Below are 25,794 nucleotides of genomic sequence, written 5' to 3' on the forward strand. Positions count from 1 at the left end.
AATTACGCTTATTTAAAGATCTTCTGTATAACTGGCTGTAAAGGTATCATAAGTAATTTCCTCAGCCGGATTATTGCGAAGTTCAATAATGATATTGAAATCGTCGAAGCTGTATCCCGATTCACGTACAAAAACGTCTGGATGCTCAATAACCTTCGTACTCGGCATGCTCATAATTTCCTGAAGCAGGTGATAATGTCTTTCATTTGACCGAATTGTACTCACAATGCCGTCAATAATAAATACATTGTTTGGGTTCATTTCCTCTTCGGAGAGCTGGCTGCGCACCGTCTGCCGTAGTAACGTCGAAGACACAAAAGTCCAGCGCTTCATGGCGCATACGCTGCTGGCAATGATGGATTCGGTTTTTCCCACACGGGGCATTCCGCGAAGTCCAATGACCTGATTGCCATCTCTCTTTAATACTTCTCCCAAAAAATCGACTAGTAACCCAAGCTCGTCGCGTGTAAAGCGGAATGTTTTGCGGTCATCCGAATCCCGGTCAATATAACGTCCGTGTCTTACTGCCAATATATCAACCAGCCTTGGAGCGCGTAAGGCCGTAACTGTAATATTGCTGGCCTTCTTTAAAGTATCTCCGAGAATCCGTATCTTCTCGTCATCGTCCGTTTCTAGCAGCATCCCCCGTCTTTCGCCTTCAACACCGTTAATCGTCAGTATATTAACCCCTAGAATACCAAGCATGGAAGCAATGTCTCCCAATAATCCGGGACGATTTTTATGTATCTTGTACTCCATGTACCACTGTTTCATTTCTTCCGTCACGTAATCACCTCATTCACATTCAAAACCATCAAAATTTCCAAATAGAAACCTTATTGTATCATAAAATAACACTATTCGACAAAACCAATTATTGAGACGACAGAGGCTTCCAGTATTCAACACAATCGCATAAGCCTCAATCACGTTTATGATATATAAATTACAACGGAATTACAAGAACAGCTCTGTAACCATTACAGAAAAGCCCCCAAAAGGGAGCTTTTCATGTTGGTTCCTGCTTATGCGTTGCTTTTGGCTAATTTAACCATCAGCCGGGCGATAGTGTGACGCTCGTCCTCATCGGCAACTCCCCACAGTTCTTTCAGCGCGCGGTTGGAGTGGTTGGCCGGATCGACCTTCTCATCCAGAAAATCACCGATTTCATAAGCAAGCTCTGAAATGGTATCCTGGCTGATTCCCAGCTTCTCCGCCTGTTCCACACGCTGACCAAGGAACTTTTTCCAAGTATCGAAATTCTGAACAACTGTTGACATACTTAAATCCTCCTTAGATGATTCAGATTTAAAATCAACAATTATAATATGCTCTTCTCAGGTGCTCACTATACTGGTGGTTTCCTCCAAAATTCGTACTTCCCGTCAAGTCACCCATCCCCCGTTAGGACTTATGACCTGCCCGTTAATATAACCCGATTCAGGAAGCGCCAGAAAATAAACCAGTGACGAAATTTCATCAGGCCGAGCCAATCGACCGGCAGGAATTTCTTCTTCGAGACTGGAAATTTCCCCTTCGTCCAGATGATCCAGCATCGACGTATCCACCGCTCCCGGAGCTACAGCATTTACCGTTAACCCGGAAGGCGCAACTTCTTGAGCGAGCGCTTTAGTGAATGCGTTGATGCCACCTTTGGTGGTGGAATATAGCACCTCGCATGAAGCGCCGCATATTCCCCATACGGAAGATACATTCACGATACGGCCATAGCGTTGGGAAATCATATGCGGCATAAAAACCTGCGTACACAGAAAGGTTCCCTTCACATTGACGGCCATCACTTCATCCCATTCCTCTTCCGACACATCCGTCAGCAATCCGTAATGAGATAATCCGGCGTTATTCACAAGAATATCTGGCTTCATCCCGTGATTCTCCAGCTTCTCCCGCATGCGTTCAATCTGCTCCTTGCTCCGCAGGTCCGCTGACACGGTCATCACCTTGCCGGAATAAGCCATACAGCGGCGCGCAACTTCATTCGCCTTTTCATGAGATTTCATGTAGTGAATGACCACATTCATCCCGACAGCCGCAAAACGCTCCGCAATAGCCGCTCCAATCCCGCCGCTTGCTCCTGTGATCAGCACAGTCGTATCGCCAATGGCTTTTAATTCCCCATCCTTGGTGGTTATCGGTTCTCTCTCCCTGGACATTACGGACTCACCACTAGCGATATCGCCATCTGATCCCACTGAATATGATCTTTTAGACGGCGATTAACATCCTCAAGTGTAATACTTTCATAGACCGGCAGCAGTTGAAAAAAATCGCTGTCCCGGAAGCGATGTCTCGTAAACTCATGCGCAATATTTTCGGGCGAATTGAGCATACGCAGGTAACCACCGATTTTCTTTTTACGTGCCCGTTCAAAATGTTCTGCCGTGAAGCCCTGTTTCTGGATGGACTCCGCCTCTTCACGTATCCGCGCCAACAGCCGATCCGGGTCCTTGGTGTCTCCACCGATAGCAGAGAACGCATACTGCGGCGTACTGTTGTACTCATGGCCGAAGCTGTCTGAAATGAGGTCCTCATCGTAGAGCTTTTGATACAGTTGCGTACTGGAGCCGAACAAGAGATCGAGCATCAGCTTGGTCTCCAAATCATGACGAAGCAGTTCTTTCCCCGTTAGGCCTACCTTGGCTTCCTTGAATCCGAACAACAGCTTAGGCAGAGAAACAGCCAGCTTTACCTCACGACGCTTCTCTGCCACAATAGCAGGTTCTTCATCAAAAATCCGCTCAATCTCTCCTTGCGGCTTGTAATCCTTTTTCGCCTGATTGTTACGCACCAGTTCTATTACTTCAGCCGGGTCCACTCCGCCTACCACAAAAAGAATCATATTGCTCGGGTGGTAAAAGGCCTCATAGCAGCTATACAGCGTTTCCTTCGTAATCGTGCTGATCGATTGAACGGTACCCGCAATATCAATATGCACCGGATGGACCTTGTATAGCGCTTCGATCAGACCAAAGTAGCTCCGCCAGTCCGGGTTATCCTCATACATATTGATTTCCTGGCCGATAATGCCTTTTTCCTTCTCCACATTTTCATCGGTAAAGTAAGGATGCTGCACAAAATTGACCAGTGTGGTCAAATTCTCCTGAATGTGCTCAGTTGCAGAAAATAAATATACCGTTTGATCAAAGCTCGTAAATGCATTGGCCGATGCCCCATTGGAGGAAAAAGTAGCGAAAATATCTCCTTGAGGCTCTTCAAACATTTTATGCTCCAGAAAATGGGCGATGCCATCCGGTACCTTAACCGGCTGCTGACCTTCCACACGAAAATGGTTATCGACTGAGCCGTATTGGGTCGCAAATGTAGCATATGTCTTCTGAAAGCCCGGTTTGGGCAACACATAGACGTGTAATCCGTTATCCATCACTTCATAGTAAAGCGTTTCCTGTAAATGCTCATAAGGTATGTGCTCCACCCGCTATTCCCCCTTCTGATCTCTCAAGAAATAAATGGTGTCCAGTCGGAACGTCCGGGCGGCATCCTGAACATCCTGCACCTTGACGGCCTCCACTTGGCTCAGCAGCTCATCTACCGTCCGTTCTTTGCCGGAAAGCTGTCTGTTAAAATCGTAAGCGATCATTTCAAAAGCGGAATCCTGCATTTCCTTTAACAAGTTGCGAATCATCGCCTGTGTCTGGGTCATTTCCAGCTCGGTAATCGCCCCATTTTGCGTATCTTCCAGTTGCTTGCGGATAATGGTAACCGCTTTTTCATAATTGGGTATTTCGATACCGGATTGAATCGTACCTATGCCCTTGTGCCCGTCATACCGTGATGAGGCGTAATACGCCAAACTTTCCTTCTCCCGAACGTTGACGAACAGTTTAGAGTGAGGATAACCGCCTAAAATCCCGTTGTACATCAGAGCGGAGGCATATCGATCGTCACCATACGTAATCGGGGTGCGCAATCCCATGTTTAGCTTACCCTGATTTACATCAAGGCGCTCCACCACCGTTTGTACATTACGCTCCACCGCTTTTGGTTGTTCAGTGGCATAGCCCTTTTCTTCCGAACGGTTCAGTTGGAAATAGCGGTCTACGTACTTCTCCACTTCCTCCAACGTCGTATCTCCAATCACATACAAATCCATGCTGGCGTTATTCAGCCATTCTTCATAAGCCTGATACAAGCCCTGAGCATCTATATTGTCCAGATCAGACTGCTGACCGAGGGGGTGCAGACGATAAGGCTCATCTTTGCACATTTCCTCCATGCAGCGCTCTCCAGCATAGCGGATTTTATCATTGACTATAGATTCCAGCTTCTTGCGTACGTTTTCCCGTTCCTGCTGGACATATCCGGTTTGAAATGCTCCATTCTCCAAAACAGGCTTTGTCAGCACCTCTCCGAGAAAAGCAAACGAACGATCCAGTAAGCTATCAGGGCTGTTTACGAAGCTGTCATTAATGGTATCCATGCGAAATTGTACGATCTGATAATCCCCGCGTTTATATACATCGAATCCAAAACCCGCACCGTACAATTGCTCCAACTGTTCTCTGAACTGTGTGGTTTGAGGATAGGATTCCGTACCACGGCGCAGAACGAAAGGCACAAGACCTACGCGGGTTACGGTTTCCTCCCGTAGCGGAGTACCTACATACAATGATATGGCAAACGTCTTGAAGCGCTTGGTCGGCAGTACATGAATCCTTAATTGTCTGCTCGTACCACGCTCGAAACCTGTTTTCTTCAAGTCCAAAACTCCTTTGTGACGTCAATTTCATCTATCCTTTGCTCGGCAAGTGCTACCATCATGCTCCTCTATAAAGAGGTAAAGTGTGCCAATCTTTATTCTAACGATGCAAAAGCCAAGAAGCAACCGGAGACAAGCTCCCGGCTGCTTCGGCGTTTTACATGCAGAAAATATGTTGCCCGATGGTCTTTACCTGCGGACGGCTCCAAATCCATTTGGAGGTGGCTGTTTTCGGATTAAAATAATAGAGGCAGCCTCCGCTTGGGTCCCAGCCGTTCAATGCCTGGCGAACTGCCTTTGTTGCAGTTTCATTTGGCGTGAGCCAGATTTGACCATCAGCTACAGCTGTAAAGGCTCCCGGTTGAAAAATCACTCCAGACGGTGTGTTGGGAAAGCTGGGTGATTTTACCCGGTTCAAAATGACCGCCGCTACGGCAACCTGTCCTTCAAACGGCTCGCCACGGGATTCACCGTAGACTGCATTAGCCATAATTTTGAGATCGTTGTCAGACAGCCCCATCGTGTTAGCCGATCCCATCGCTTCATCTTTTTGATCCGTTTCATTATTATCCGCTGTTTCTCTCTGAGCGGAATCCTGATTTTTACGATGTAAAGGAGTTTCTGTCGGTTTCCAATTAGGAGTTGCATTCACCAGCTTTAACTTTGTTTTTGCATCGACCACTCCGTCAGGGGTCATACCAAACTCTTTTTGAAAGCCCTTGACAGCCTTCAATGTACTGCTGTCAAAATGGCTGTTCACTTCCGCCCCGAAAAAGCCCAGCAGCTTCAAACGGGATTGCAGTTCATATACATCCTGACCGTAGGAGCCGTAATTAACCGTCTCTCTACTAAATGTCGCTTGGGAAGGCTGTGTTGCTTGTACTTCCTGCTGTGTGCTCAGCGGCTCTGCATGCTGCGCAGAGCCGTTCGCAATAAGTCCTGTGTACGTGATAGCCGAGGCTGCAAGAATAGCCGTGCAAATCCAGACCATTGTCTTTTTCATATGCTGCGCTCTACCTTTCTTTTGTGGGATTAACAGGATGGCTACGTTTATTATGACAAGCTCTGCTTAAAGCTATTCACCCTTTTAATCTTCTTTCATTCGGCTGCTCCTATTCCTGAAAAAAAAAGCAAAAAAAATCGCTGTCTGTAGGCATAGTGTTGTCGAATTTAAACAAACACCATACTTACAAACAGCGATTTTGGATGCGATTTCCGGTAAAGCCTATGGTCAGGAACTGACTTTGTTTTGCTGATATTGCTCCATTGAAATAAGCACCTCACGGGGCTTGCTTCCCTCGTAAGGGCCGATGACTCCACGAGCCTCCATAGAGTCAATCAGTCGGGCCGCACGTGTATAGCCGATCCTCATGCGGCGCTGAAGGAGAGATACAGATGCTTGCTTGGCCTCCAAAATGATGTTGACAGCCTGATCGTACAACTCATCCAGCATTTCATCGGCATCAGCCGATACTTCCTCTACCTCCGGTACAAGCGTTTCATCATATTGTGCTTCACCCTGCTCACGCACATAGTTAACGATGTTCTCCACCTCCAGGTCGCTCATGAACGCTCCTTGAACGCGAACCGGCTTGGAAGCGCCCATCGGCATGAACAGCATATCCCCACGTCCAAGCAGCTTCTCGGCTCCGCCCATGTCCAGTATTGTACGGGAATCCACCTGCGAAGACACACCAAAAGCAATACGCGAAGGAATATTGGCTTTGATAACTCCGGTAATTACGTCAACCGAAGGTCTCTGCGTTGCAATGATAAGATGAATCCCTGCGGCACGCGCCATTTGAGCCAGTCGTGCAATCGCATCCTCCACATCCCCCGCAGCTACCATCATCAGATCTGCCAATTCGTCCACAATAACGACGATGTAAGGCAGAAACGCAGCAGGATTGTCTTTCATCAAATTATTATAGCCTTCTATGTTACGGGTTCCTGATTTGGAAAATAATTCGTAACGCTTTTCCATTTCTACTACAATTTTTTTCAAAGCGAGTGAAGCGCGCTTCGGATCGGTAACGACCGGTGCTAACAAATGCGGAATACCGTTGTACACGTTCAACTCCACCATTTTAGGATCGACCATGAGAAATTTAACCTCATCCGGCTTCGCCTTGTACAAAATACTCGTGATAATACCGTTGATACATACCGATTTACCTGAACCGGTTGCTCCGGCTACAAGCAAATGGGGCATCTTGGCCAAATTACCGACAATCGTCTGTCCTGCAATATCACGTCCGAACGCAATGGACAAATTGGATACAGACTCTTGGAAAACAGTCGTCTCCATAACCTCACGCATCGTTACAATAGAAACCTCATTATTGGGAACCTCAATACCGATAGCCGATTTGCCTGGAATTGGAGCCTCCATCCGGATATCCTTCGCAGCGAGCGCAAGTGCAATGTCATCCGTTAGGCTCACTATGCGGCTGACCTTCACACCAATGTCCGGCTGAATTTCATAACGCGTCACCGCAGGTCCACGGACAACCTCCAGTACCTTTGCCCGGACGCCAAAGCTCTCCAATGTGGCCTCCAGCTTGCGTGCCGTTTGCATGTAATCCTTTTGCCCAAGGCCTTTGCCCACGTTTTGTGGTTTGGAAAGCAAATGGAACGACGGGAGCTTATACGGCTTGGGCGGCGGTGGAGCAGGAATGGCCGCAGCTGTGCCTTCAGCCCCTTCGCCTGATGTCCCCGTTGCGTTCATTTGGGCCTGTCCATTTGTACTGTCCGGTGTATTATGGCCTGTTGCTGCCGCACCGTCCGCAACTGCGTTCACAGGAGCATGAATAAAGTTTTCATCCTGCGGCTCATCATAAGCTGAATCCATCTGCTCTGACCCAGCCAAGGATGCTTCAGATTCATCCTCAGGTCTTCTTTCCTCTTGCTTCACCTGCTCGAAGAAATCCCGAATAATCGGTGACCTTTTTACCGGAACAGAGGTTTTCTCCTCAATGTGTTCAGCAGTATCGGACAATTCTTCTGTTTGCTTGGCGTTTCTCCACAAGGGCTGTGCTTCCTCAGCTTCATAAGCAGGCTCATGATCATCCTTGTCCTCTCCAGCCGATTTTTTCAGACCAAATAGCTGAAAGAAAATCGGCTGCTTACGCGCCGGAGGCTGCATTTCATCAAAATCATCATCCATATCTTCCTCATAAGCAGGAATCGACTCTGACTTGATTTTTTTATTCCCGGTACCTCTGCCGGATGCCGAAAGTGGAGTGGCTTTACCAAGCCATTTTTTCCTAACGCTTCCTCCTACCGCCAGCAGCTTCGTCCGAACAATTCGCACCAGATCCACATAAGACAGCTGAGTCAGCAGCATAAAGCAAATCACAAACATTACAATCATAATCAGCTTGGCACCCGTAAGACCAAACAGCCACAACAGCACGGTAAGCTGCAATGCCCCGATGTACCCCCCGCTAATATCTTTGTTTAGCATTGAGGTATGGCCTTCCTTGTCAGGCGACAGCAACTGCTCACGCATATCTATATGTATCTGGCTCATCACTCCGCCCGGTTGAAGCGCATTAATCGGCCCCAAACGCTGCTCCATAGATGAAATAGAGCTCATAAGCGTAAAGGCAAAAACAAGCAACAGCAGCCCCGTTTTCCGTGAGTTCCACTGGTTCGGCCATTTGCGGTGAATCATCACCATCAGACCGTAATAAATACCGATCAAGGGTATGACAAAATAAAATTTCCCCAGTACAAACCCGAACATCTTGGATAGCGAGCGACCGACCGCCGCTTCACCCGATAGCGCAATGACCGCCAATGTAATCAGCACAATGCCGTAAATTTCGAATTTTAGAACTCCGCCAAACGCGGCTTTCTTTTTCCTTTTCCTTCTTCTGGACATTCAAGGTCACCCCCCAGAAGAATATTATACCACGTCACCCAGTATCCGCACATATGTTCTTTTCCAACATTAAACGACCTATTTTCACCTTATTCGACACCTTCTACGACCATTCGATAACTTGTCCAGGTTCATAACGCGGATTCAGGTAAGTTTCCAGCGGACAGTCCAGCAATCGGACGATAATCCCCCTGCGACTTTCGAGCGGCTGCACCTGCATAAGTAAACCGTCAACCCGAACCTCTGCAAATGTCTCCGCCTCCTTCCACATGCCCTCCCACACCATTTCCATTGGCATTACGGTATATAAGGTCATTGGGGCAACTCCCCACTATGCTCATTAGGAAGCATTCCAGTCGGGGTACCTGTAGCATTGGGGGAAAAAGGTACGAACGGAGCCTGCTGCTGAGTCCCCGTAATCCCGTTTTGCTGACGTCGCGATTCAATGATGGTGTTCAGTTGTTTCAATGCTTCCCCGATGCCACCAACCGCGTCCATCAAGCCATATTTCACTGCATCGGCTCCCCCAACTGCAGTACCAATATCGCGGTTCAGTTCACCGGTTTTAAACATAAGCTCCTTAAACCGCTCCTCAGTAATACGCGAGTGGGAAACGACAAAACGTACGACACGCTCCTGCATTTTTTCCATATATTCAAACGTTTGCGGTACCCCAATAACCAAGCCATTCATACGAATCGGGTGAATGGTCATCGTCGCACTCTCGGCAATATAAGAATAGGTGGATGAGACAGCGATAGGTACACCGATACTATGCCCGCCTCCAACGACAATGGTCACCGTCGGTTTACTCATTGAAGCGATCATTTCAGCAATAGCCAGCCCTGCCTCTACATCCCCACCTACTGTATTCAGCAGAATCATTAAGCCTTCAATGCGGGGATTTTGTTCTGCTGCTACCAACTGGGGAATAATGTGCTCGTATTTGGTTGTTTTGTTTTGCGGTGGCAAAATCAGATGTCCTTCAATCTGACCGATAATTGTCATGCAAAAAATATTGGATTCGCTTCCGGGCATGGAGGTTTGTCCCAGTTGCTGCAAGGCCTCCATAGCGGGGAAAATGGGTCTTTGCCCGACTTCAGGCATAGGTTGATCCGGTGCTTCCGTTTCCTGTCTACCGGATGATAGGTTGCTGTATTGTTCCATGTGGGCGATCTTCCTTTCGCTTTACGCGTCTTTGTGACCCGTATTCACCCTATAGTATGGGATGGAAATGGAATATTTTATACCCGCCCTCATGGCTCCCCTTATTTCTTCATCCAGAAAAGCCAAAAAAGCCTCCCCTCCCGCGGAAACCGTCCAATATTTCCTGCGGGAAGAGAGGCGACTGTGTGCCTGTGACTTAAGTTTTTAATTCAGGGTTTCGAGCAAATTTCAATTGACTCACACTTCCATGATGATCGGCAAGATCATCGGTCTGCGACGAGTTTGCTCATACAAGAAGCGCCCCAGCGCATCCTTGACGTTTGTTTTAAGGGAAGCCCATTCATTTACATTCTCGCTCATAAGCTTATGCAATGTGCTTGAAACAATGCGATTCGCTTCATCCAGCAAACCTTCCGATTCGCGGACATATACGAAACCACGGGAAATGATATCCGGTCCGGACTTGATCGTGCCATCCTGCTTGCTCAGGGTGACAACAACAACCAAAATACCATCCTGTGACAGCAATTTGCGGTCGCGTAATACGATATTCCCTACATCTCCTACACCCAGTCCGTCGATTAACACGTTGCCCGCTGTAACCTTACCAGCTCTGCGTGCTCCACCGTTCTGAATTTCAACTACTTCACCAATATCCGTGATGAAAATGTTGTCTGGCTCTACACCTACAGATTCGGCAAGGAGAGCATGACGACGTTGCATTCTGAACTCACCATGAATTGGCAAGAAGAACTTAGGTTTCATCAGATTCAGCATCAGTTTGAGTTCTTCCTGGCTTCCGTGCCCGGAAACATGAATTCCCGGATTAGCTGCGCTGTAATAAACATTGGCACCTAAACGGAACAGTTCATCTATCGTGCGACCGACATATTTTTCATTACCCGGTACCGGGGTAGCTGCGATGATGACCGAATCTCCAGGAAGAATATCCACCTTACGATGTGTGGAACGCGCCATTCTTGTCAAAGCGGACATCGGTTCGCCTTGGCTGCCTGTGCAGAGAATAACTACGCGATCCGCTGACATTTTGCCAACTTCCTCAGGCTCGATCAGCATTCCATCCGGAATTTCCAAATAACCCAAATCGGAAGCAATCCCTACGACATTAACCATACTGCGACCGATAACCGTCACTTTGCGTCCTGTCGATTCAGCAGCATTAATAACCTGCTGAATACGGTGTACGTTGGAAGCAAAAGTAGCTACAACTACACGCTGTTTCGACTTACGAAAAATGTCCTCCAGCACGATGCCGACGCTCTTTTCCGATGGAGTAAAGCCCGGTTTTTCCGCATTGGTACTGTCTGACAAAAGAGCTAGTACGCCACGTGTGCCGATTTCAGCCATACGCTGCAAATCTGCATATTGTCCGTTAACCGGAGTATGATCAAACTTAAAGTCACCTGTATGAACAACAGCGCCTTCAGGAGTATCAATGCATACACCTACCGAATCCGGAATACTGTGGTTTGTTCTAAAGAATGTTGCTTTCAGCGTGGAACCCAGCTTGATTTCGGAATCAGCATTAATCAAAATACGTTTGGTTTCGCCAAGCAAATTCGCTTCCTTCAGCTTGTTTTCCACCAGTCCCAGCGTCAATTTGGTACCGTATACCGGTACATTCAAATGTTTCAGCACGTAAGGCAAACCACCGATATGGTCCTCATGACCATGAGTCAGCACAATGCCTCTTACTTTGTCACGGTTCTCCGTAAGGTAGGAAATATCAGGAATTACGATATCAATGCCAAGCATGTCCTCTTCCGGGAATTTCAGACCCGAATCCACCACGACAATATCATTGCCGTATTGAATGACATACATATTTTTCCCGATTTCACCGACGCCGCCCAAAGCGAAAATCATCAATTTATCGTTGTTTGTTTTTTTAGACAAATGAATCTAAACCTCCTATGGTAGTTGGACGTCGTACCTTGATTTATTTATTTAATTTTCAAAAGAATACCGCACCCAGTCACTTGACCTCATTATACATGATTAAAATAAGAAAAAACAAGTCATCCTGTTCGTTACGCATAGGTTTTCCACTGCCGTCTAAAACCATTACTCCTTGTTCAATTATCTTGATACATGGTTAAAAGGCACAGCAAAAAGGCGCCCCTATAGGAACGCCCCACATGCGGAATACCTTGTCAGGCTATAAAATCCTCCGGTTTTTTACTCCCGGCTGCCTTTAACAAGGGCAATCCTCGTATTCATCCAACATTTTAAAGTCATTTTTACCGATTAGCGGGCAAATAACTTCTTAATAAATTCCGCTTCCTCTTCGGTCGGAGGAATAAGCGGCAACCGGACAGAACCGACCGAAACATTACGCAACCCCAATGCATATTTTACAGCTACCGGATTAGGACAGCTGAACAAACCCTTGAAAACCGGGAACAGCTGCTGATGCAATTTTGCTGCCTGCTGTGCGTGTCCCCCTACAAGTGCATCAATCATCTGCTTCATTTCTACGCCTACTACATGACTTGCTACGCTGATAATACCATAAGCACCTACAGCCATAGCAGGCAACCCGGAAGCGTCATCCCCCGAATAAATGAAGAATCCTTCCGGAGCTGCGGCTGCAATCTGTGTGACCTGCGCCATTGACGCGCATTCTTTGGTTCCTACAATGTTAGGGATTTGCGCAAGACGCAGCGTCGTTTCCACCGTCAGGCTGGCTGCGGTACGGCTTGGTACATTATACAGTATGACTGGAAGGGATGTGGAATTTGCAATACTTTCAAAATGCTGATACATCCCTTCCTGATTGGGTTTATTGTAATAAGGCACTACCAGCAAAACACCGTCTACCCCCGCCTGCTCCGCAGCACGGGTCAGATGAATGGAGTGACGTGTATTGTTGCTGCCGGTACCGGCAATGATTTTACATCGTCCGGCTGCTTTTTCTACAGTAAATGCAAACAGCTTAATTTTTTCATCATCGCTCAGGGTAGGAGACTCGCCCGTCGTTCCTGATACGACAAGAGACTCTGAATGTTGTTCTTCTATTAAATAATCAATCAACGAGGACAATGCAGTCCAGTTAATCTCTCCTTGCTGATCAAAAGGCGTCACCATTGCGGTAATCAGTCTGCCGAAGTTCATCATGCTGCCTCCTTTTTTTGCAAGTCCGAGCACAGACATTGCGCCTATTGATGGAGTTCAAACTTATTATGCAATGCGCGTACAGCCTGCACCATATCTTCTTTTTTAACGAGTACCCAAATCGTCGTGTTGGAGTCTGCCGATTGAAGAATCTGTACGTCTGAGTCTGCCAATGCCTCTACAATCGTCGCCATAATGCCCGGTACCCCATTAATACCGCCTCCTATGACGGATACTTTAGCGCACCCTGCCAAAATTTTAGGCTCCAAGCCCAGACCGTTCAGCACTTCAACCGCTTTGCTTCCATCTGTATCGAACACGGTATACACAGCCCCGGATGGAGTTACATTAATAAAATCGACGCTGATTCCATGCTCAGCCATGGATTTGAATACTTGTAATTGCAAGTGCTCCGAGCCAAGCTTTAATTCTACGGTAATTTGTGTGACGTTGCCGACATACGCAATACCGGTCACGAAACGGTCCACGATGTCTGCCTGTACGTCCTTAAAGCCCTCCGGATGAGTGACCAGCGTTCCTTCCTCTTCAGAAAAGGTAGAGCGAACCCGAACCGGAATATTCGCCTGCATGGCGATTTCAACAGCACGGGGGTGGATAACCTTAGCCCCCTGATGAGCCATATTACAAATCTCCGTATAGCTGACATGGATAAGCGGCTTTGCATTTTCCACGATGCGCGGATCAGCGGTCAAAATGCCGTTCACATCCGTATAAATGTCTACCATATCCGCATGTAAAGCGGCACCCAGAGCGGTAGCGGAAGTATCGCTGCCTCCACGACCCAAAGTAGTCATATCACCGATTGCAGTCTGCCCCTGGAAGCCTGTCACAATGACAACACGACCCTGGTTCAGCTCTTCCACGATACGGTCTGGCTTTATATCCAAAATACGAGCATTGCCGTATTGATCATCCGTAATAAAGCCCGCCTGTGCCCCAGTCAGCACCGTAGCAGGAATACCTTCATTTTCCATCAGGCTGCATAATGTAGCGGCAGAAATGATTTCACCACAGCACAGCAGTAAATCCCGTTCACGCTTAGGAAGACTGTCGCCGTTAGACGCCGCCCATTCGAGCAGCGTGTCCGTGGCATAAGGCTCTCCTTTCCGCCCCATGGCCGACACAACGACAACCAGTTGAAAATTTTGTTCCAGCTCTCGCTTCACATGTCCTAGCACCAGTTGACGCGCTTCGGGTGTGGACAGCGAGGTTCCCCCAAATTTCTGTACTAAAATACTCATCGCTCTTCCCCCATTTTCCTCCTTACTTTAGGAACGTTATTCCGCATTTGCAGCAATAATCTCCGCGATTTGCACCGCGTTCCATGCTGCTCCCTTGAGCAGGTTGTCGGATACGACCCACAAATTCAATCCACGGCTGTTGCCCAAATCACGACGTAAACGTCCAACGAATACATCAGGTTTCCCTGCGGCTTCGGATGCCAGCGGATAGAGCTGCGCAGCAGGATCGTCTACAAGCGTTACTCCCGGTGACAAAGCGAGTAGATTGCGAATTTCTTCCAAATCATAATCTTTTTTAAGCTCTACATAGACGGATTCCGAGTGTCCGTATACTACAGGAATACGTACACACGTTGCTGTTACGTCCACGGATTCATCATCCAATATTTTTTTCGTTTCACGTACCATTTTCATTTCTTCCAGTGTATAGCCGTTGTCCTGGAATTTGTCGATTTGCGGGATAGCATTGAAAGCAATTTGATGCTTCACCGGCAATGAGCCGACTGGCAGTAGATCAGGCTGAACTTCTTCACCGTTAAGGATTGCTGCACTTTGACGATTCAGTTCATCAATGGCACGGCTTCCAGCCCCGGACACCGCTTGATATGTGGATACGATGATACGGGAAATGCCATACTGATCATATAATGGTTTCAAAGCAGCTACCATCTGGATGGTGGAGCAGTTCGGGTTGGCAATAATCCCTTGATGCTTGGCAATTTTGTCGCTGTTCACCTCAGGAACGACAAGAGGAGCTGTAGGATCCATCCGGAAGGCGTTTGTGTTGTCGATGCACACTGCGCCATGACGAACAGCATGTGGTGCCAGTTCCTTACTTACGTCTCCGCCTGCGCTGAACAAGGCAATGTCGATTCCTTCAAAGCTGTCGGGGGTTGCAATCTCTACTGGAATTTGCTGACCTTTAAAGCTAATTAAAGTGCCGGCAGAACGAGGCGAAGAAAGAAATTTAATTTTGTCCACAGGAAAATTCCGTTTTTCCAGCAGATTTACGATTTGTTCTCCTACAGCGCCCGTCGCTCCAACGACAGCTACATTAAACTTTCTATTGCTCATCTGGTGTATCTCCCCTTCTCGACTAAAAACCATTTTTTATTCTGAAAGCATCCACCGCCAACAAGAATCAGACCCGATGCATCATCGAATCATCTTCTAGGCGAGGGATGCTCAACAGTTAACTATAGTACATCATGGGGTCTTGCGTTCCACAATCATCGGTTGAAGCTGTTTGCCCTGCACAGCAGCGTAAGCGGCTTCCGGAATCAGCTCCATGTCAGCCACAAGTGAATTGGGCTTCTTAAGTGGATTGTCCTGTCCGAACGGCACAAAAAAGATATTTTTGGCTACCAGTAACTTGGCGATATTCGCAGCATTCAGACCAAGTCCATCATTGGTTGATATGGCCAAAAGAAGTGGGCGACCGTTGCGCAATTGCGCCTTGGCGGCCATCAGAACCGGACTGTCTGTCATGGCATTCGCCAGCTTACTCATCGAATTCCCCGTCAAGGGTGCAATCACCAGTACATCAAGTATTTGGGAGGGACCCAGTGGCTCAGCCTCCACAATTGTAGAAATGATATCATTCCCTGTTATATCTTTCAACTGTTTTTGCCAACTTTGCGAAGTACCGAAGCGGGTATCCGTTGTTAATACCGTATTGGATATAATGGGAACGACCTTCGCACCCTCGTCAACAAAACGCTGTATAACAGGCATAACCTCTTCAAATGTGCAGTGTGAGCCTGTAATTGCATAACCTACCGTTTTCCCTTGCCAACTCATTACGCATCCCCCCGATCAGGATTTTCTTCCATTAACAACTGCACCAGCGTATTCGCTATAATGGCACCAGCAGTTTTGGGAGCGACAATACCGGGAAGGCCGGGGGCGAGCATAGCCGTGATTCCACGCTTTTTCGCAAAATGGAAATCACATCCGCCTGGAGCGGAAGCAAGGTCAATAATCACGGTAGCCTGTGGCAATTTAGACAGGATTTGCGCTGTAATAATCATAGAGGGTATCGTATTAAAAATCAAGTCAACTCCCTGAGTCTCATCCGCCAAATCCCTTGTCATAAAAGGCTTCCAGCCCATTTCCACCGCTCTTGCCGCATCCTCCGCCCGGTGTACCCCTACCTTCACTCTGGCTCCCAATCCTTGTAGCGCCCTTGCCATGGTAAATCCAGTCCGTCCCATGCCCAGAACCACACAATTTGCACCATGAATCGTAAAATCCGTATGCTGAATCGCCATCATCAGTGCGCCTTCCGCCGTAGGTATCGAGTTATATATGGCCACATCGTCTCTTTCCAGCAACTCCACCAGCTTTAAATCATGTCTGGCACAAATTTCTTTTAAGTAGGTCCGCGCCATCCCCGTATATACGACGCAGTGCGGCGGAAGAGCAGCGGCGTGCTCATTCAAAAACTGCAGCTTTTGCGCTCCGAAAAGTGCATTCACATTGCCTTCCTCATCACATCCCATCACTGGCAGCACAAGCGCATCTGCCGATTCCAGCAGCTTGACAGACAACGGCTCCCGTGATGCTCCTTTGAGCGGCTCTTCAAGCTGGTCAAAGCCGACCACGCTGACGGTAGTATCCATATCTACACATTTGCGGATTACCTCAAGCTGCCTCGCATCGCCACCCAATACAACGATGCGTATTCCTGTTAGCATCCGGATCACTCCTTTCCGAGACACGATATGCTTTTAGTCTATGCAGTCACCCATAGATAGGTGAAGAAACACAAAAAAACCGCCCCTTTTGGGGACGGCTTTCATGTGTTCCATATTTATTTGCTATTCATGCACCAGCTTAAAATCGACAATTCAGTTACATTCTCCAAAATGCCGATTAAAGCCGTGACATTCAGCCGTTTGAAGGAAACTGTGGAATCAGCGTCCTGTATGGCCGAAGCCTCCAGCACCACGCACCGTTTCAGACAAACGGTCTACCTGCTTCAACTCTACCTCAGGCACAGTCTGAAATACCATTTGTGCAATTCGCTCATTACGTGTAATGGTGAACGGCTCCTCGCCCAAATTGATAAGCAGTACCTTGATCTCCCCACGGTAATCCGCATCAATGGTACCCGGTGTGTTTAGACAAGTAATACCATGCTTGAGGGCCAGTCCGCTGCGCGGACGGATTTGTGCCTCGAGTCCTGCCGGCATCGCTATAGCCAATCCGGTTGGAACCAGACAACGCTTGCCGGGTTCCAGCACTAAATCTTCCTGTACCGCAGCATACAGGTCAAACCCGGATGCAAGCTCTGACATTTTACGGGGCAGCTCAATATCCTCATTGCCCCCAAGTCTGTTAATTTCCACGTAAGTTAACAAAATAGTCCCTCCTCATATCCTTAACCGCTGAATCACTCGCTCCAACCATCGACAGGGCAAACGGCTCCGAGAACATCCGGTCCAGTACCTTGTTCACATCATCAGCTGTCACTTGCTCAATGTGTTCGATCATTTGATCCAGCGTGTAATGCTGACCTAGCATCAACTCATTTTTTCCAAGACGATTCATCCGACTTCCTGTGCCCTCAAGGCTTAAAATTAGGCTTCCTTTTAACTGTTCCTTGCCTTTACGAAGCTCGTTATCATCCAATCCCTTGACAGCCACATCCTGCAACAGCTCAAGCGTCAGATCCAGCACGTCCTTCGTCTGCTTGGGAGCCGTACCGGCATAAATGGTGAACATACCACTATCCACATGGGAGCTATGGTAGGAATAGACCGAATAAGCCAGCCCGCGCTTTTCCCGAATTTCCTGAAACAGACGTGAACTCATACCGCCGCCGATCGCGTTGTTCAGCAATACCATAGCATACTGAAGATCGTCACCTATTGCAAATCCCGGCAGGGACAAGCAAATATGATTCTGCTCCGTTGCCTTTTTATGATACAACAGCTCACCGTTAAACGCAGGCACCGTCAGGGGCGAACCAGTTCCATGGTTATCAAAGTGCCCAAAATGACGCTCCAATAGCTCCACCAGATTATCATTAATATTACCAGCCACACTAATGACTGTATTGTCGATTGTATAGTGTTCTTTCATATAATTGCTGAGATGGGGACTGTCCATAGCTAATAAATGATTTTCGGTACCGAGAATGGGATAAGCCAGCGGATGGTCGCCATAAGCAGCCCGTGATAAGAGATCATGCACCATATCGTCCGGTGTGTCCTCATACATGGAGATTTCCTCCAGGATCACGTTCTTCTCTTTTGCCAGCTCTTCATGATCTAATTTAGAATTAAAAAACATATCGGACAGTACATCAACCGCAGTCGGCAGATGCTCATCCAGAACTTTTGCATAATAGCACGTATATTCCTTCGAAGTGAATGCATTAACATTTCCTCCGATGGCGTCAAATTGCTCGGCAATTTCCTTCGCGTCGAAACGCTCTGTTCCTTTGAAAAGCATGTGTTCAATAAAATGAGAAATACCGCTATTGTCCGGGGTTTCATTTCGGGAGCCGGTTTTAACCCAGATGCCGAAAGAAACGGATCGCACGGTTGGATTTTTTTCAATGACCACTCTTAGGCCGTTTTTAAGTTGAATTCTTTCCACGATTGGCCCTCCTAAACTGAATTGCAAACTTTGCCATAATGTTCAATCCTAACAGAAAAAAGACGTTCACTCAACCGGAGCAGGTAGCTGCCGATCAGGGGAAAGCGTCTGACTGACGGTTCCGGGCACCAGTCCCTTGCTGCGAATGGCATGAATCATGCCTTTGAGAGCCGCCGATGAAGAATCTGTCGGATGCATCAAAATCAGTGATCCCGATTCGACCTTGCTACTGATTTTAGCAATTACCGATTCCGGCGAAGGATGTCTCCAGTCCACTGTATCCAGTGTCCACAGCACTGTTTTAAGCCCAAGACCTGCTGCTAAATCAACCGTTTCCTGATTAAAATCGCCCGACGGCGGGGCAAACCAGCTGTTTTTCACACCTAAAATGTCCTGAAGAAGCACTTGTGTCTTCTCTATTTCCTGTGTAGCTCTTTCCCTGCTCAGACGGCTCATATTCGGATGGGAGTAAGCATGGTTCGAAAGCTCATGTCCTCTTTTTTGAATCTCTTTGGCGAGTTCAGGATTTTTTTTCAGCCAGCTACCATCGAAAAAAAACGTAGCCTTGACCTTTTCCTGATCCAGCGTGTCCAGTATAGGCACGATATACTCGTTTCCCCAAGCCACATTGATCATGAAAGAAACCATCGGCTTCTCGGGATTTCCCCGGTAAATCGGGACATTGCCGAGTTGGTTCAAATGTACCTTGGGCGCAAGCTGTCGGTACACATATTGTATGGGAAGGTCCGGAGCCGCAATTGCCTTACGATAAGTCGCGTCCAGGTCAACCTCCAAGCCGTTATAGCCGGGAATAGCCTTCCATACCCGGTCGATCTTGGCATCAACCGGCTCTCGTCTTTGCCGGGCAGCCTCTAATCGCAGTCGCTGCATGAGTGCATTATTAGGTAAAGCCGCGACCGCCATCGTTGTTGCAGCCTCGGGCTCACTCGTTTCCGTGCTGTATCCGGCGCGTAGTTGACTTACATACTCACGTACCCCGCTAAACTGTCCAATCACCAGCGTAATGGCCAGACTGGCTACAACCCACGCTGCTCTCTTTGCCTTTCTCATGATTCCTTCATCCTCCCGCCCGTTTGTCCACATTGTATGCGGGGAGGACAAGGACTATGACGCAGCAAGCGCCTGAAAGCCCACTTCGACACAGCTTGTGATTATGTATGAAAAAAGAGCCAGAAACGTAGCTCTGCCTCTTTCCAAAAGCTTAAACGATGCTATTCTAATCCCGAGTGTTCTGTAAAAAACGAATAGCACTCCTGTTATAGTGATCCGCTGTACACAGGTACTAGGACTTTGCAGGAGCCTCAGCCGTCAGAACCGCTTTGCGGGACAAATTGACACGGCCTTGTTGATCAATTTCGGTTACTTTCACCGTAATCGTATCTCCAATAGCAACTACATCCTCAACTTTGGCTACACGTTCAGTAGACAATTGGGAAATATGAACCAGACCGTCCTTGCCCGGTAAAATTTCGACGAATGCACCGAATTTTTCAATCCGCTTCACTGTGCCGATGTAAATCTCTCCGATCACGACTTCTTTCACGATACCTTCAATAATGGAACGTGCCTTTTCATTCATTTCTTGGTTTGTGGAAGCGATGAATACACGACCATCTTGTTCGATATCAATTTTTACGCCGGTTTCTTCGATGATTTTATTAATGATCTTACCACCCGCACCAATAACATCACGGATTTTATCCGGGTTAATGTGCATCGTCATAATTTTCGGCGCATACGGAGACAATTGCTCACGCGGCGTCTGGATGGCTTCCATCATTTTGCTAAGAATGAACAAACGTCCTTCTCTGGCTTGATTGAGCGCATCCTGCAAAATGTTACGATCGATACCGTTAATCTTGATATCCATTTGAATAGCAGTTACGCCTTCTGCTGTACCAGCCACTTTAAAGTCCATATCGCCCAGGTGATCTTCCATGCCCTGGATATCGGTTAATACGGAAACATGCTCCCCATCCTTAATCAATCCCATCGCTACACCTGCAACCGGAGCCTTGATCGGTACACCCGCATCCATCATAGCCAGTGTACTTGCGCAGATGCTAGCCTGGGAAGTCGAGCCATTCGATTCCAGCACCTCGGAAACGAGACGAATCGTATATGGAAATTCAGTTTCAGAAGGAATGACTTTAGAAAGCGCACGCTCACCAAGAGCACCATGTCCAATTTCACGACGACCCGGTGCACGCAAAGGACGAGCCTCGCCTACACTGAATGGAGGGAAATTGTAATGATGCATAAAACGCTTCGTTTCTTCCAAATCAATGCCGTCCAAAATTTGTACATCACCTAACGCGCCAAGTGTACAAACGCTAAGCGCTTGCGTTTGACCGCGTGTAAACAAGCCCGAGCCATGCGTACGCGGCAAAATACTCGTATCGCTTTCGATCGGACGAATCTCGTCAAGCTTACGACCGTCAGGACGCACTTTATCATGCGTAATCAGACGACGGACTTCTTCTTTAACGATATCATAGAGAACTTCGCTCACGTCTTTCAAAAGCTCAGGCGTCTCTATGTATTGTGCTTCAAAATGTGCAATCGTCTCTTCGTTGACTGCATCAATCGCCTCTTGACGGGCATGTTTTTCTACAATTTTGACGGCTTCCACCAAACGTTCAGCTGCATAAGCACGAACTTCGCTGTTCACTTTTTCATCGACAGCATGCAGTTTAACCTGCATTTTTTCTTTACCTGCCACTTGAACCAGTTGCTCAATGACTGCCACAATGTTCTTGATCTCGTCATGACCAAACATGATTGCTTCCAGCATGACTTCTTCCGGAATTTCGTTACCTTCCGCTTCTACCATCATGATAGCATCTTTTGTTCCGGCTACAACCAGGTACAGATCGCTTGCATCCTGCTGCGCAATGTCCGGGTTAATCACGAATTGTCCGTCCACACGGCCTACAGCAACTCCGCCAATCGGTCCGTTAAAAGGTACGTCCGAAATACTAAGCGCTGCCGAGGTTCCGATCATCGCTGCAATTTCCGGCTCACAATCCTGATCGACACTCATCACCAGGTTTAATACCTGTACATCATTCCGGAAGCCTTCCGGAAACAAAGGGCGAATCGGACGGTCTGTCAGACGGCTGGACAAAATCGCTTTTTGACTCGGGCGTCCTTCCCGTTTAATAAATCCGCCTGGGATTTTTCCCACAGCATACAATCTTTCTTCATAGTTCACCGTCAGCGGAAAAAAGTCCAAATCTTTCGGCGCATTGGAAGCGGTCACGGTACAGAGAACAACCGTTTCGCCATAGCTTACTTTAACTGCCGCATTGGCCTGTTTCGCAAGACGTCCTGTTTCCAGCACCAGCTTTCTTCCGCCGAGCTGCATTTCTACACGTTGCTCCATGGTATCCCTCCATTTCATTCCATTGTAAAAGTTCTATACACATCCAGTATTTCCTGCGCGGGCCTAATTCATAAGAAGTCCTATGCATTATAAGCACCAGAACCTTACTAGACTCGCACTTCTAAAGAATCTGTACGTCAAAAAAAATTCCTTACTTCAAAAAAGAACCCGGCTGCTGTCCGCCGTCGCCTTAGCAGGGACAAGCGGTGAACAACCAGGCTTCTTTTCTCATTACATGTCTGAAAATTAACGACGCAGTCCGAGACGCTCGATCAACGCACTGTAACGTTTAACATCAGTCTTCTTCAGGTAAGCCAAAAGTTTACGACGCTGACCGACCATTTTCAACAACCCGCGGCGGGAGTGATGGTCTTTCTTATGCGAACGAAAGTGGCTTTGCAAGTTAACGATGTTTTCAGTAAGGATAGCGATTTGTACCTCAGCAGATCCTGTATCGGATTCATGAGTTTTGTACTCCTCGATCAATTGCTGTTTACGCTCTTGAGTTAATGCCATCCTGTTCACCTCCTTCATTATAATCGCCATTAGCCTCGTAGCCGCCGGTGAAAGCAGACAACCAAGCCAAGGTTCATTGTTGTTTACACAACATAAGTCAGTATAACACAGCGCCTGTCTTATGTAAATAAACTAGCCTAACAGCTTTTTAGCCGTTTGTACGTCATTGCTAATCTGGGTAATCAGCTCGTCCACTGAAGAGAATTTGCGTTCAGGACGAATGTAATGATGAAGCTCAACGAACACAGAATCGCCGTAAATCTGCTGGTCAAAATCAAACAGATGAACCTCAAACGACGGATTCAGCACACCTTCATGAAAAGTAGGCTTAACCCCTACATTCATTGCCCCGTTTACCCAACGCTCACCCACCAGCGCCCGTACAGCATATACGCCTTTGACTGGAATCACGTAAGTATCATCCAGCTTGAGATTGGCTGTCGGAAAGCCGATGGTGCGTCCTCGCTTCTCTCCATCCATTACGGTGCCCCGGATGCGGTAAGGACGTCCAAGCCAGCGAGAGGCATGCGTTAAATCCCCTATCTGCAAGGCACGGCGGATGCCGGAGCTGCTCACTTTTTCCCCATCCAGCTCGAATGGGGGTACGGTGTGGACGGACATTCGTTCTCCTCCCAGCTCCCGAAGTGTATGCTCATGTCCGGCTCCCCGGTAGCCAAACCGAAAATCAAAGCCCACTACTGCCGTTTGAATCTGCAGTGGAAGCAAGATGTCCGTGATGAACGCCTCAGGGCTGACTTTGGAAAAGTTCTCGTCAAAACTCAAAATATAAAGCACGTTCACACCCATATCGGCCAAAATATCCTGCTTGTCCACAAGCGGGGTCAAATAGCCTTCATAGTCGCCTTTTTTCATGACTTCCTTCGGGTGAGGATGAAATGTCATAACAGATACCGGCACTTTCTGTTCTCGAGCCAGCTCGACAGCCTTTCGTATGACACTTGCGTGTCCAAGATGAAGACCGTCAAACTGACCGATCGCCGTGACCTGTGAACGTCCCCATTGGTGCAAAAGCTCATCGCTCAATGGATAAGATAACGATACGGTAATCATATTATTTCACCTGCATTTCACATCATTTGACTAACTTCGTCAAAATTATAGCACAATTCAAGGTAAAAAAACTTTAATTGGCGCGATAGCCCCTGATTCATCCCGTCCATATACGCCCAAAAACGTTCGATCCTCTTTATACAGCCGGAAGGGCTGGCTGTCCGTCACAGGTGGAGAAATCATGCTCAGCGACAAGCGCTGACCTTGGAGAGCGGCAGCGGCCTTTACTTCGGCCACTGTATGATCAGGCATATAGTCAATGGCCTCATCAGTGGCAATAAGCTGCTCACCCAGGCTACCATCCGCTACGTAGTGTTCAATTTCTTCAAATGTTAAACAACGATCTGCAGGAATCCCCGCAGACATGGTACGTTCCAGCTTGACCATCGTCGAAGGATATCCCAAGGAGCGGCCGATATCGACGCATAGCGTACGAATATAAGTTCCTTTGGAGCATAATGCACGAAAAGAAATATCCACATGGGATCCCGTATCCGCGAATCCCGTCATTTCCAGCTCGTAAATGGTCACTTCACGGCTTTTACGCTCCACGGTTTTGCCTTCTCGGGCCAGCTCGTAAAGACGTTTGCCATCCACTTTGAGCGCAGAGTACATTGGCGGCACTTGGGAAATCGTACCGACAAAACGCTCCAGAACCGCTTTGGCTTCCTCTTCTGTGACCTCTACCGGACGGTCACACTCTTCGGTAATCGTACCCGTAAGGTCCTCCGTATCGGTGGCAATCCCCAAGCGTAACGTTGCATGGTATTCCTTAGGTAGCTCCTGCATGTATTCAACTACCCGGGTAGCACGTCCCAGACACAACGGCAGTACGCCCGTCACCTGAGGATCAAGTGTTCCGGTATGTCCGATTCGCTTCATTCCCAGCAAACGGCGAGCCTTGGCCACCACATCATGAGAGGTGAATCCAGCGGGTTTGTAGACGGGTAGCACGCCTTCCCAATTTACTTGTTCCTGCTTCATCGGCTTCATAGCTCGGCCTTCACCCGCCCTACAACGACCTCAATAATATCCTTCAGCTTTCCCTCCAGACGACAACCTGCAGCACGTACATGTCCTCCGCCCCCAAATGATTGGGCAAGCGCAGCTACGTTAACGTTACCTGCTGATCTCAGACTGGCTTTGACCGCTTGATCACTAATCACTTTAAAGAAAATGCCTACTTCAACGCCACGAATATTTCTCGGATAGTTGACGATACCTTCCAAATCCTCATTAACAGCTCCGCATTCCTTCATATCGTCAGGAGTTACAACCACCCAGGCGATTTTACCATCCTCCGACATCTTGAGCGTTTGCAGTGCTTTGGTAAGCACCTTCATTTGCGGGAAGGTCATTTCTTCCAGCAGACTCTCGGATAGATAGGGACCGTCTACCCCATAGGCAAGCAGTCGTGATACCGTAGACATGACCTTAGGTGAAGTATTCGAATATCTGAACCCTCCTGTGTCCGTCAGCAGTCCGGTATATACAGCCGTCGCCACTTCAACGTCCCAGTTGATCGCAAACTTTTCCAGTAAATCAAAAAGAATTTCTGCCGTTGCCGCAGCACCCGACTTAATCACATTAACTGTACCATACGCATCATTCGTCGGATGATGATCAATATTCAAAATAATGGCATCTTCCGCAAAAAACTGCTCTGTCAAACCAACACGACGGAAATCTGCACAATCTACACAAATAATCCGGTTGTATTTCCGTTCGGGCGGTTGCTGGCTCATATCCATAATCTCATCAGCATGCCATAAAAAATCCATGCGCTTCGGGATAGGTCCCTCATTCAGCATGGTAAATTTCTTCCCCAGACATGAGAGAAGCCAGCCCACCGTTACGGTGGAGCTGACTGCGTCTCCGTCCGGCTGTACATGCGATACGATCAGGTAATCATCATGCTCCAGAATAAATTCCTTCGCTTGTTGAAGCGCCTGTTCATAGGTATGCATTGCCGTCTCCTTTACATTCAGTTCATGGTTCCTTCAGATAA

23 protein-coding genes are annotated in these 25,794 nt (G+C 47.8%); all 23 read right to left on the reverse strand.

The features are described 5' to 3' along the window. Positions 1–12: 12 nt before the first annotated feature. Positions 13–786 carry a DUF3388 domain-containing protein gene (locus ACWGOO_RS00360; RefSeq protein ID WP_452480521.1) on the reverse strand — a complete coding sequence of 258 codons (774 nt, stop codon included), beginning with the start codon at positions 784–786 and terminating at the stop codon, positions 13–15. 239 nt (positions 787–1,025) lie between these two features. Beyond that, on the reverse strand, positions 1,026–1,280 hold the full coding sequence (locus ACWGOO_RS00365; protein WP_014281144.1) for a DUF3243 domain-containing protein: 255 nt from the start codon (positions 1,278–1,280) through the stop codon (positions 1,026–1,028). Between the two features lie 105 nt (positions 1,281–1,385). Beyond that, positions 1,386–2,174 carry an elongation factor P 5-aminopentanone reductase gene (gene ymfI / locus ACWGOO_RS00370; RefSeq protein WP_452480523.1) on the reverse strand — a complete coding sequence of 263 codons (789 nt, stop codon included), beginning with the start codon at positions 2,172–2,174 and terminating at the stop codon, positions 1,386–1,388. Continuing rightward, positions 2,174–3,454, reverse strand: coding sequence for an EF-P 5-aminopentanol modification-associated protein YfmH (gene yfmH, locus ACWGOO_RS00375; protein WP_452480525.1), 1,281 nt, complete (start codon positions 3,452–3,454; stop codon positions 2,174–2,176). Before yfmH ends, ymfI begins: the two co-directional genes overlap by 1 nt. Positions 3,455–3,457: 3 nt before the next feature. Next, the gene (yfmF, locus tag ACWGOO_RS00380) at positions 3,458–4,738 is read right to left on the reverse strand and encodes an EF-P 5-aminopentanol modification-associated protein YfmF (protein ID WP_452480527.1); all 1,281 of its coding nucleotides are present in this window, start codon (positions 4,736–4,738) and stop codon (positions 3,458–3,460) included. 157 nt (positions 4,739–4,895) lie between these two features. After that, positions 4,896–5,741, reverse strand: a complete 846-nt coding sequence (gene sleB, locus ACWGOO_RS00385; protein ID WP_452480529.1) for a spore cortex-lytic enzyme — start codon at positions 5,739–5,741, stop codon at positions 4,896–4,898. A gap of 228 nt (positions 5,742–5,969) precedes the next feature. After that, on the reverse strand, positions 5,970–8,624 hold the full coding sequence (locus ACWGOO_RS00390; RefSeq protein WP_452480531.1) for a DNA translocase FtsK 4TM domain-containing protein: 2,655 nt from the start codon (positions 8,622–8,624) through the stop codon (positions 5,970–5,972). Between the two features lie 103 nt (positions 8,625–8,727). Further along, positions 8,728–8,940 (reverse strand): YlzJ-like family protein, encoded by a 213-nt coding sequence (locus tag ACWGOO_RS00395; RefSeq protein WP_452480533.1) that lies wholly within the window; start codon positions 8,938–8,940, stop codon positions 8,728–8,730. After that, a complete protein-coding gene (locus ACWGOO_RS00400) occupies positions 8,937–9,791 on the reverse strand; it encodes a ClpP family protease (protein ID WP_452480534.1) in 855 nt (284 codons plus the stop codon). The genes ACWGOO_RS00395 and ACWGOO_RS00400 overlap by 4 nt, the downstream gene beginning before the upstream one ends. A 237-nt stretch (positions 9,792–10,028) precedes the next feature. Beyond that, a complete protein-coding gene (locus tag ACWGOO_RS00405) occupies positions 10,029–11,708 on the reverse strand; it encodes a ribonuclease J (protein ID WP_452480536.1) in 1,680 nt (559 codons plus the stop codon). Between the two features lie 351 nt (positions 11,709–12,059). After that, a complete protein-coding gene (gene dapA, locus ACWGOO_RS00410) occupies positions 12,060–12,929 on the reverse strand; it encodes a 4-hydroxy-tetrahydrodipicolinate synthase (RefSeq protein WP_452480538.1) in 870 nt (289 codons plus the stop codon). A 41-nt stretch (positions 12,930–12,970) separates the two neighbouring features. Next, on the reverse strand, positions 12,971–14,188 hold the full coding sequence (gene dapG, locus ACWGOO_RS00415) for an aspartate kinase (RefSeq protein ID WP_452480540.1): 1,218 nt from the start codon (positions 14,186–14,188) through the stop codon (positions 12,971–12,973). 36 nt (positions 14,189–14,224) lie between these two features. After that, positions 14,225–15,262, reverse strand: a complete 1,038-nt coding sequence (locus ACWGOO_RS00420; RefSeq protein ID WP_452480542.1) for an aspartate-semialdehyde dehydrogenase — start codon at positions 15,260–15,262, stop codon at positions 14,225–14,227. 132 nt (positions 15,263–15,394) lie between these two features. Further along, a complete protein-coding gene (locus ACWGOO_RS00425; RefSeq protein WP_452480544.1) occupies positions 15,395–15,988 on the reverse strand; it encodes a dipicolinate synthase subunit B in 594 nt (197 codons plus the stop codon). Next, complete coding sequence (dpsA, locus tag ACWGOO_RS00430) at positions 15,988–16,884, reverse strand: dipicolinate synthase subunit DpsA (RefSeq protein ID WP_452480546.1); 897 nt, start codon at positions 16,882–16,884, stop codon at positions 15,988–15,990. Before dpsA ends, ACWGOO_RS00425 begins: the two co-directional genes overlap by 1 nt. Before the next feature lie 219 nt (positions 16,885–17,103). Next, a complete protein-coding gene (gene dut / locus ACWGOO_RS00435) occupies positions 17,104–17,550 on the reverse strand; it encodes a dUTP diphosphatase (protein WP_014281130.1) in 447 nt (148 codons plus the stop codon). Further along, positions 17,528–18,793 (reverse strand): M16 family metallopeptidase, encoded by a 1,266-nt coding sequence (locus tag ACWGOO_RS00440; RefSeq protein WP_452480549.1) that lies wholly within the window; start codon positions 18,791–18,793, stop codon positions 17,528–17,530. The genes dut and ACWGOO_RS00440 overlap by 23 nt, the downstream gene beginning before the upstream one ends. 66 nt (positions 18,794–18,859) lie before the next feature. Next, entirely contained in the window at positions 18,860–19,864 is a 1,005-nt protein-coding gene (locus tag ACWGOO_RS00445; protein WP_452480550.1) for a polysaccharide deacetylase family protein, read from the reverse strand. A gap of 232 nt (positions 19,865–20,096) precedes the next feature. Beyond that, on the reverse strand, positions 20,097–22,199 hold the full coding sequence (gene pnp / locus ACWGOO_RS00450) for a polyribonucleotide nucleotidyltransferase (RefSeq protein WP_452480552.1): 2,103 nt from the start codon (positions 22,197–22,199) through the stop codon (positions 20,097–20,099). A 246-nt stretch (positions 22,200–22,445) separates the two neighbouring features. After that, positions 22,446–22,715 carry a 30S ribosomal protein S15 gene (gene rpsO, locus ACWGOO_RS00455; RefSeq protein WP_025684966.1) on the reverse strand — a complete coding sequence of 90 codons (270 nt, stop codon included), beginning with the start codon at positions 22,713–22,715 and terminating at the stop codon, positions 22,446–22,448. 132 nt (positions 22,716–22,847) lie between these two features. Then, the gene (locus ACWGOO_RS00460; RefSeq protein ID WP_452480554.1) at positions 22,848–23,786 is read right to left on the reverse strand and encodes a bifunctional riboflavin kinase/FAD synthetase; all 939 of its coding nucleotides are present in this window, start codon (positions 23,784–23,786) and stop codon (positions 22,848–22,850) included. Between the two features lie 57 nt (positions 23,787–23,843). Next, positions 23,844–24,779 carry a tRNA pseudouridine(55) synthase TruB gene (truB, locus tag ACWGOO_RS00465; protein ID WP_452480556.1) on the reverse strand — a complete coding sequence of 312 codons (936 nt, stop codon included), beginning with the start codon at positions 24,777–24,779 and terminating at the stop codon, positions 23,844–23,846. Further along, positions 24,776–25,753 (reverse strand): DHH family phosphoesterase, encoded by a 978-nt coding sequence (locus tag ACWGOO_RS00470; RefSeq protein ID WP_452480558.1) that lies wholly within the window; start codon positions 25,751–25,753, stop codon positions 24,776–24,778. Before ACWGOO_RS00470 ends, truB begins: the two co-directional genes overlap by 4 nt. Between the last annotated feature and the right edge of the window lie 41 nt (positions 25,754–25,794).

This window comes from Paenibacillus sp. NPDC055715 (genome assembly GCF_053617595.1).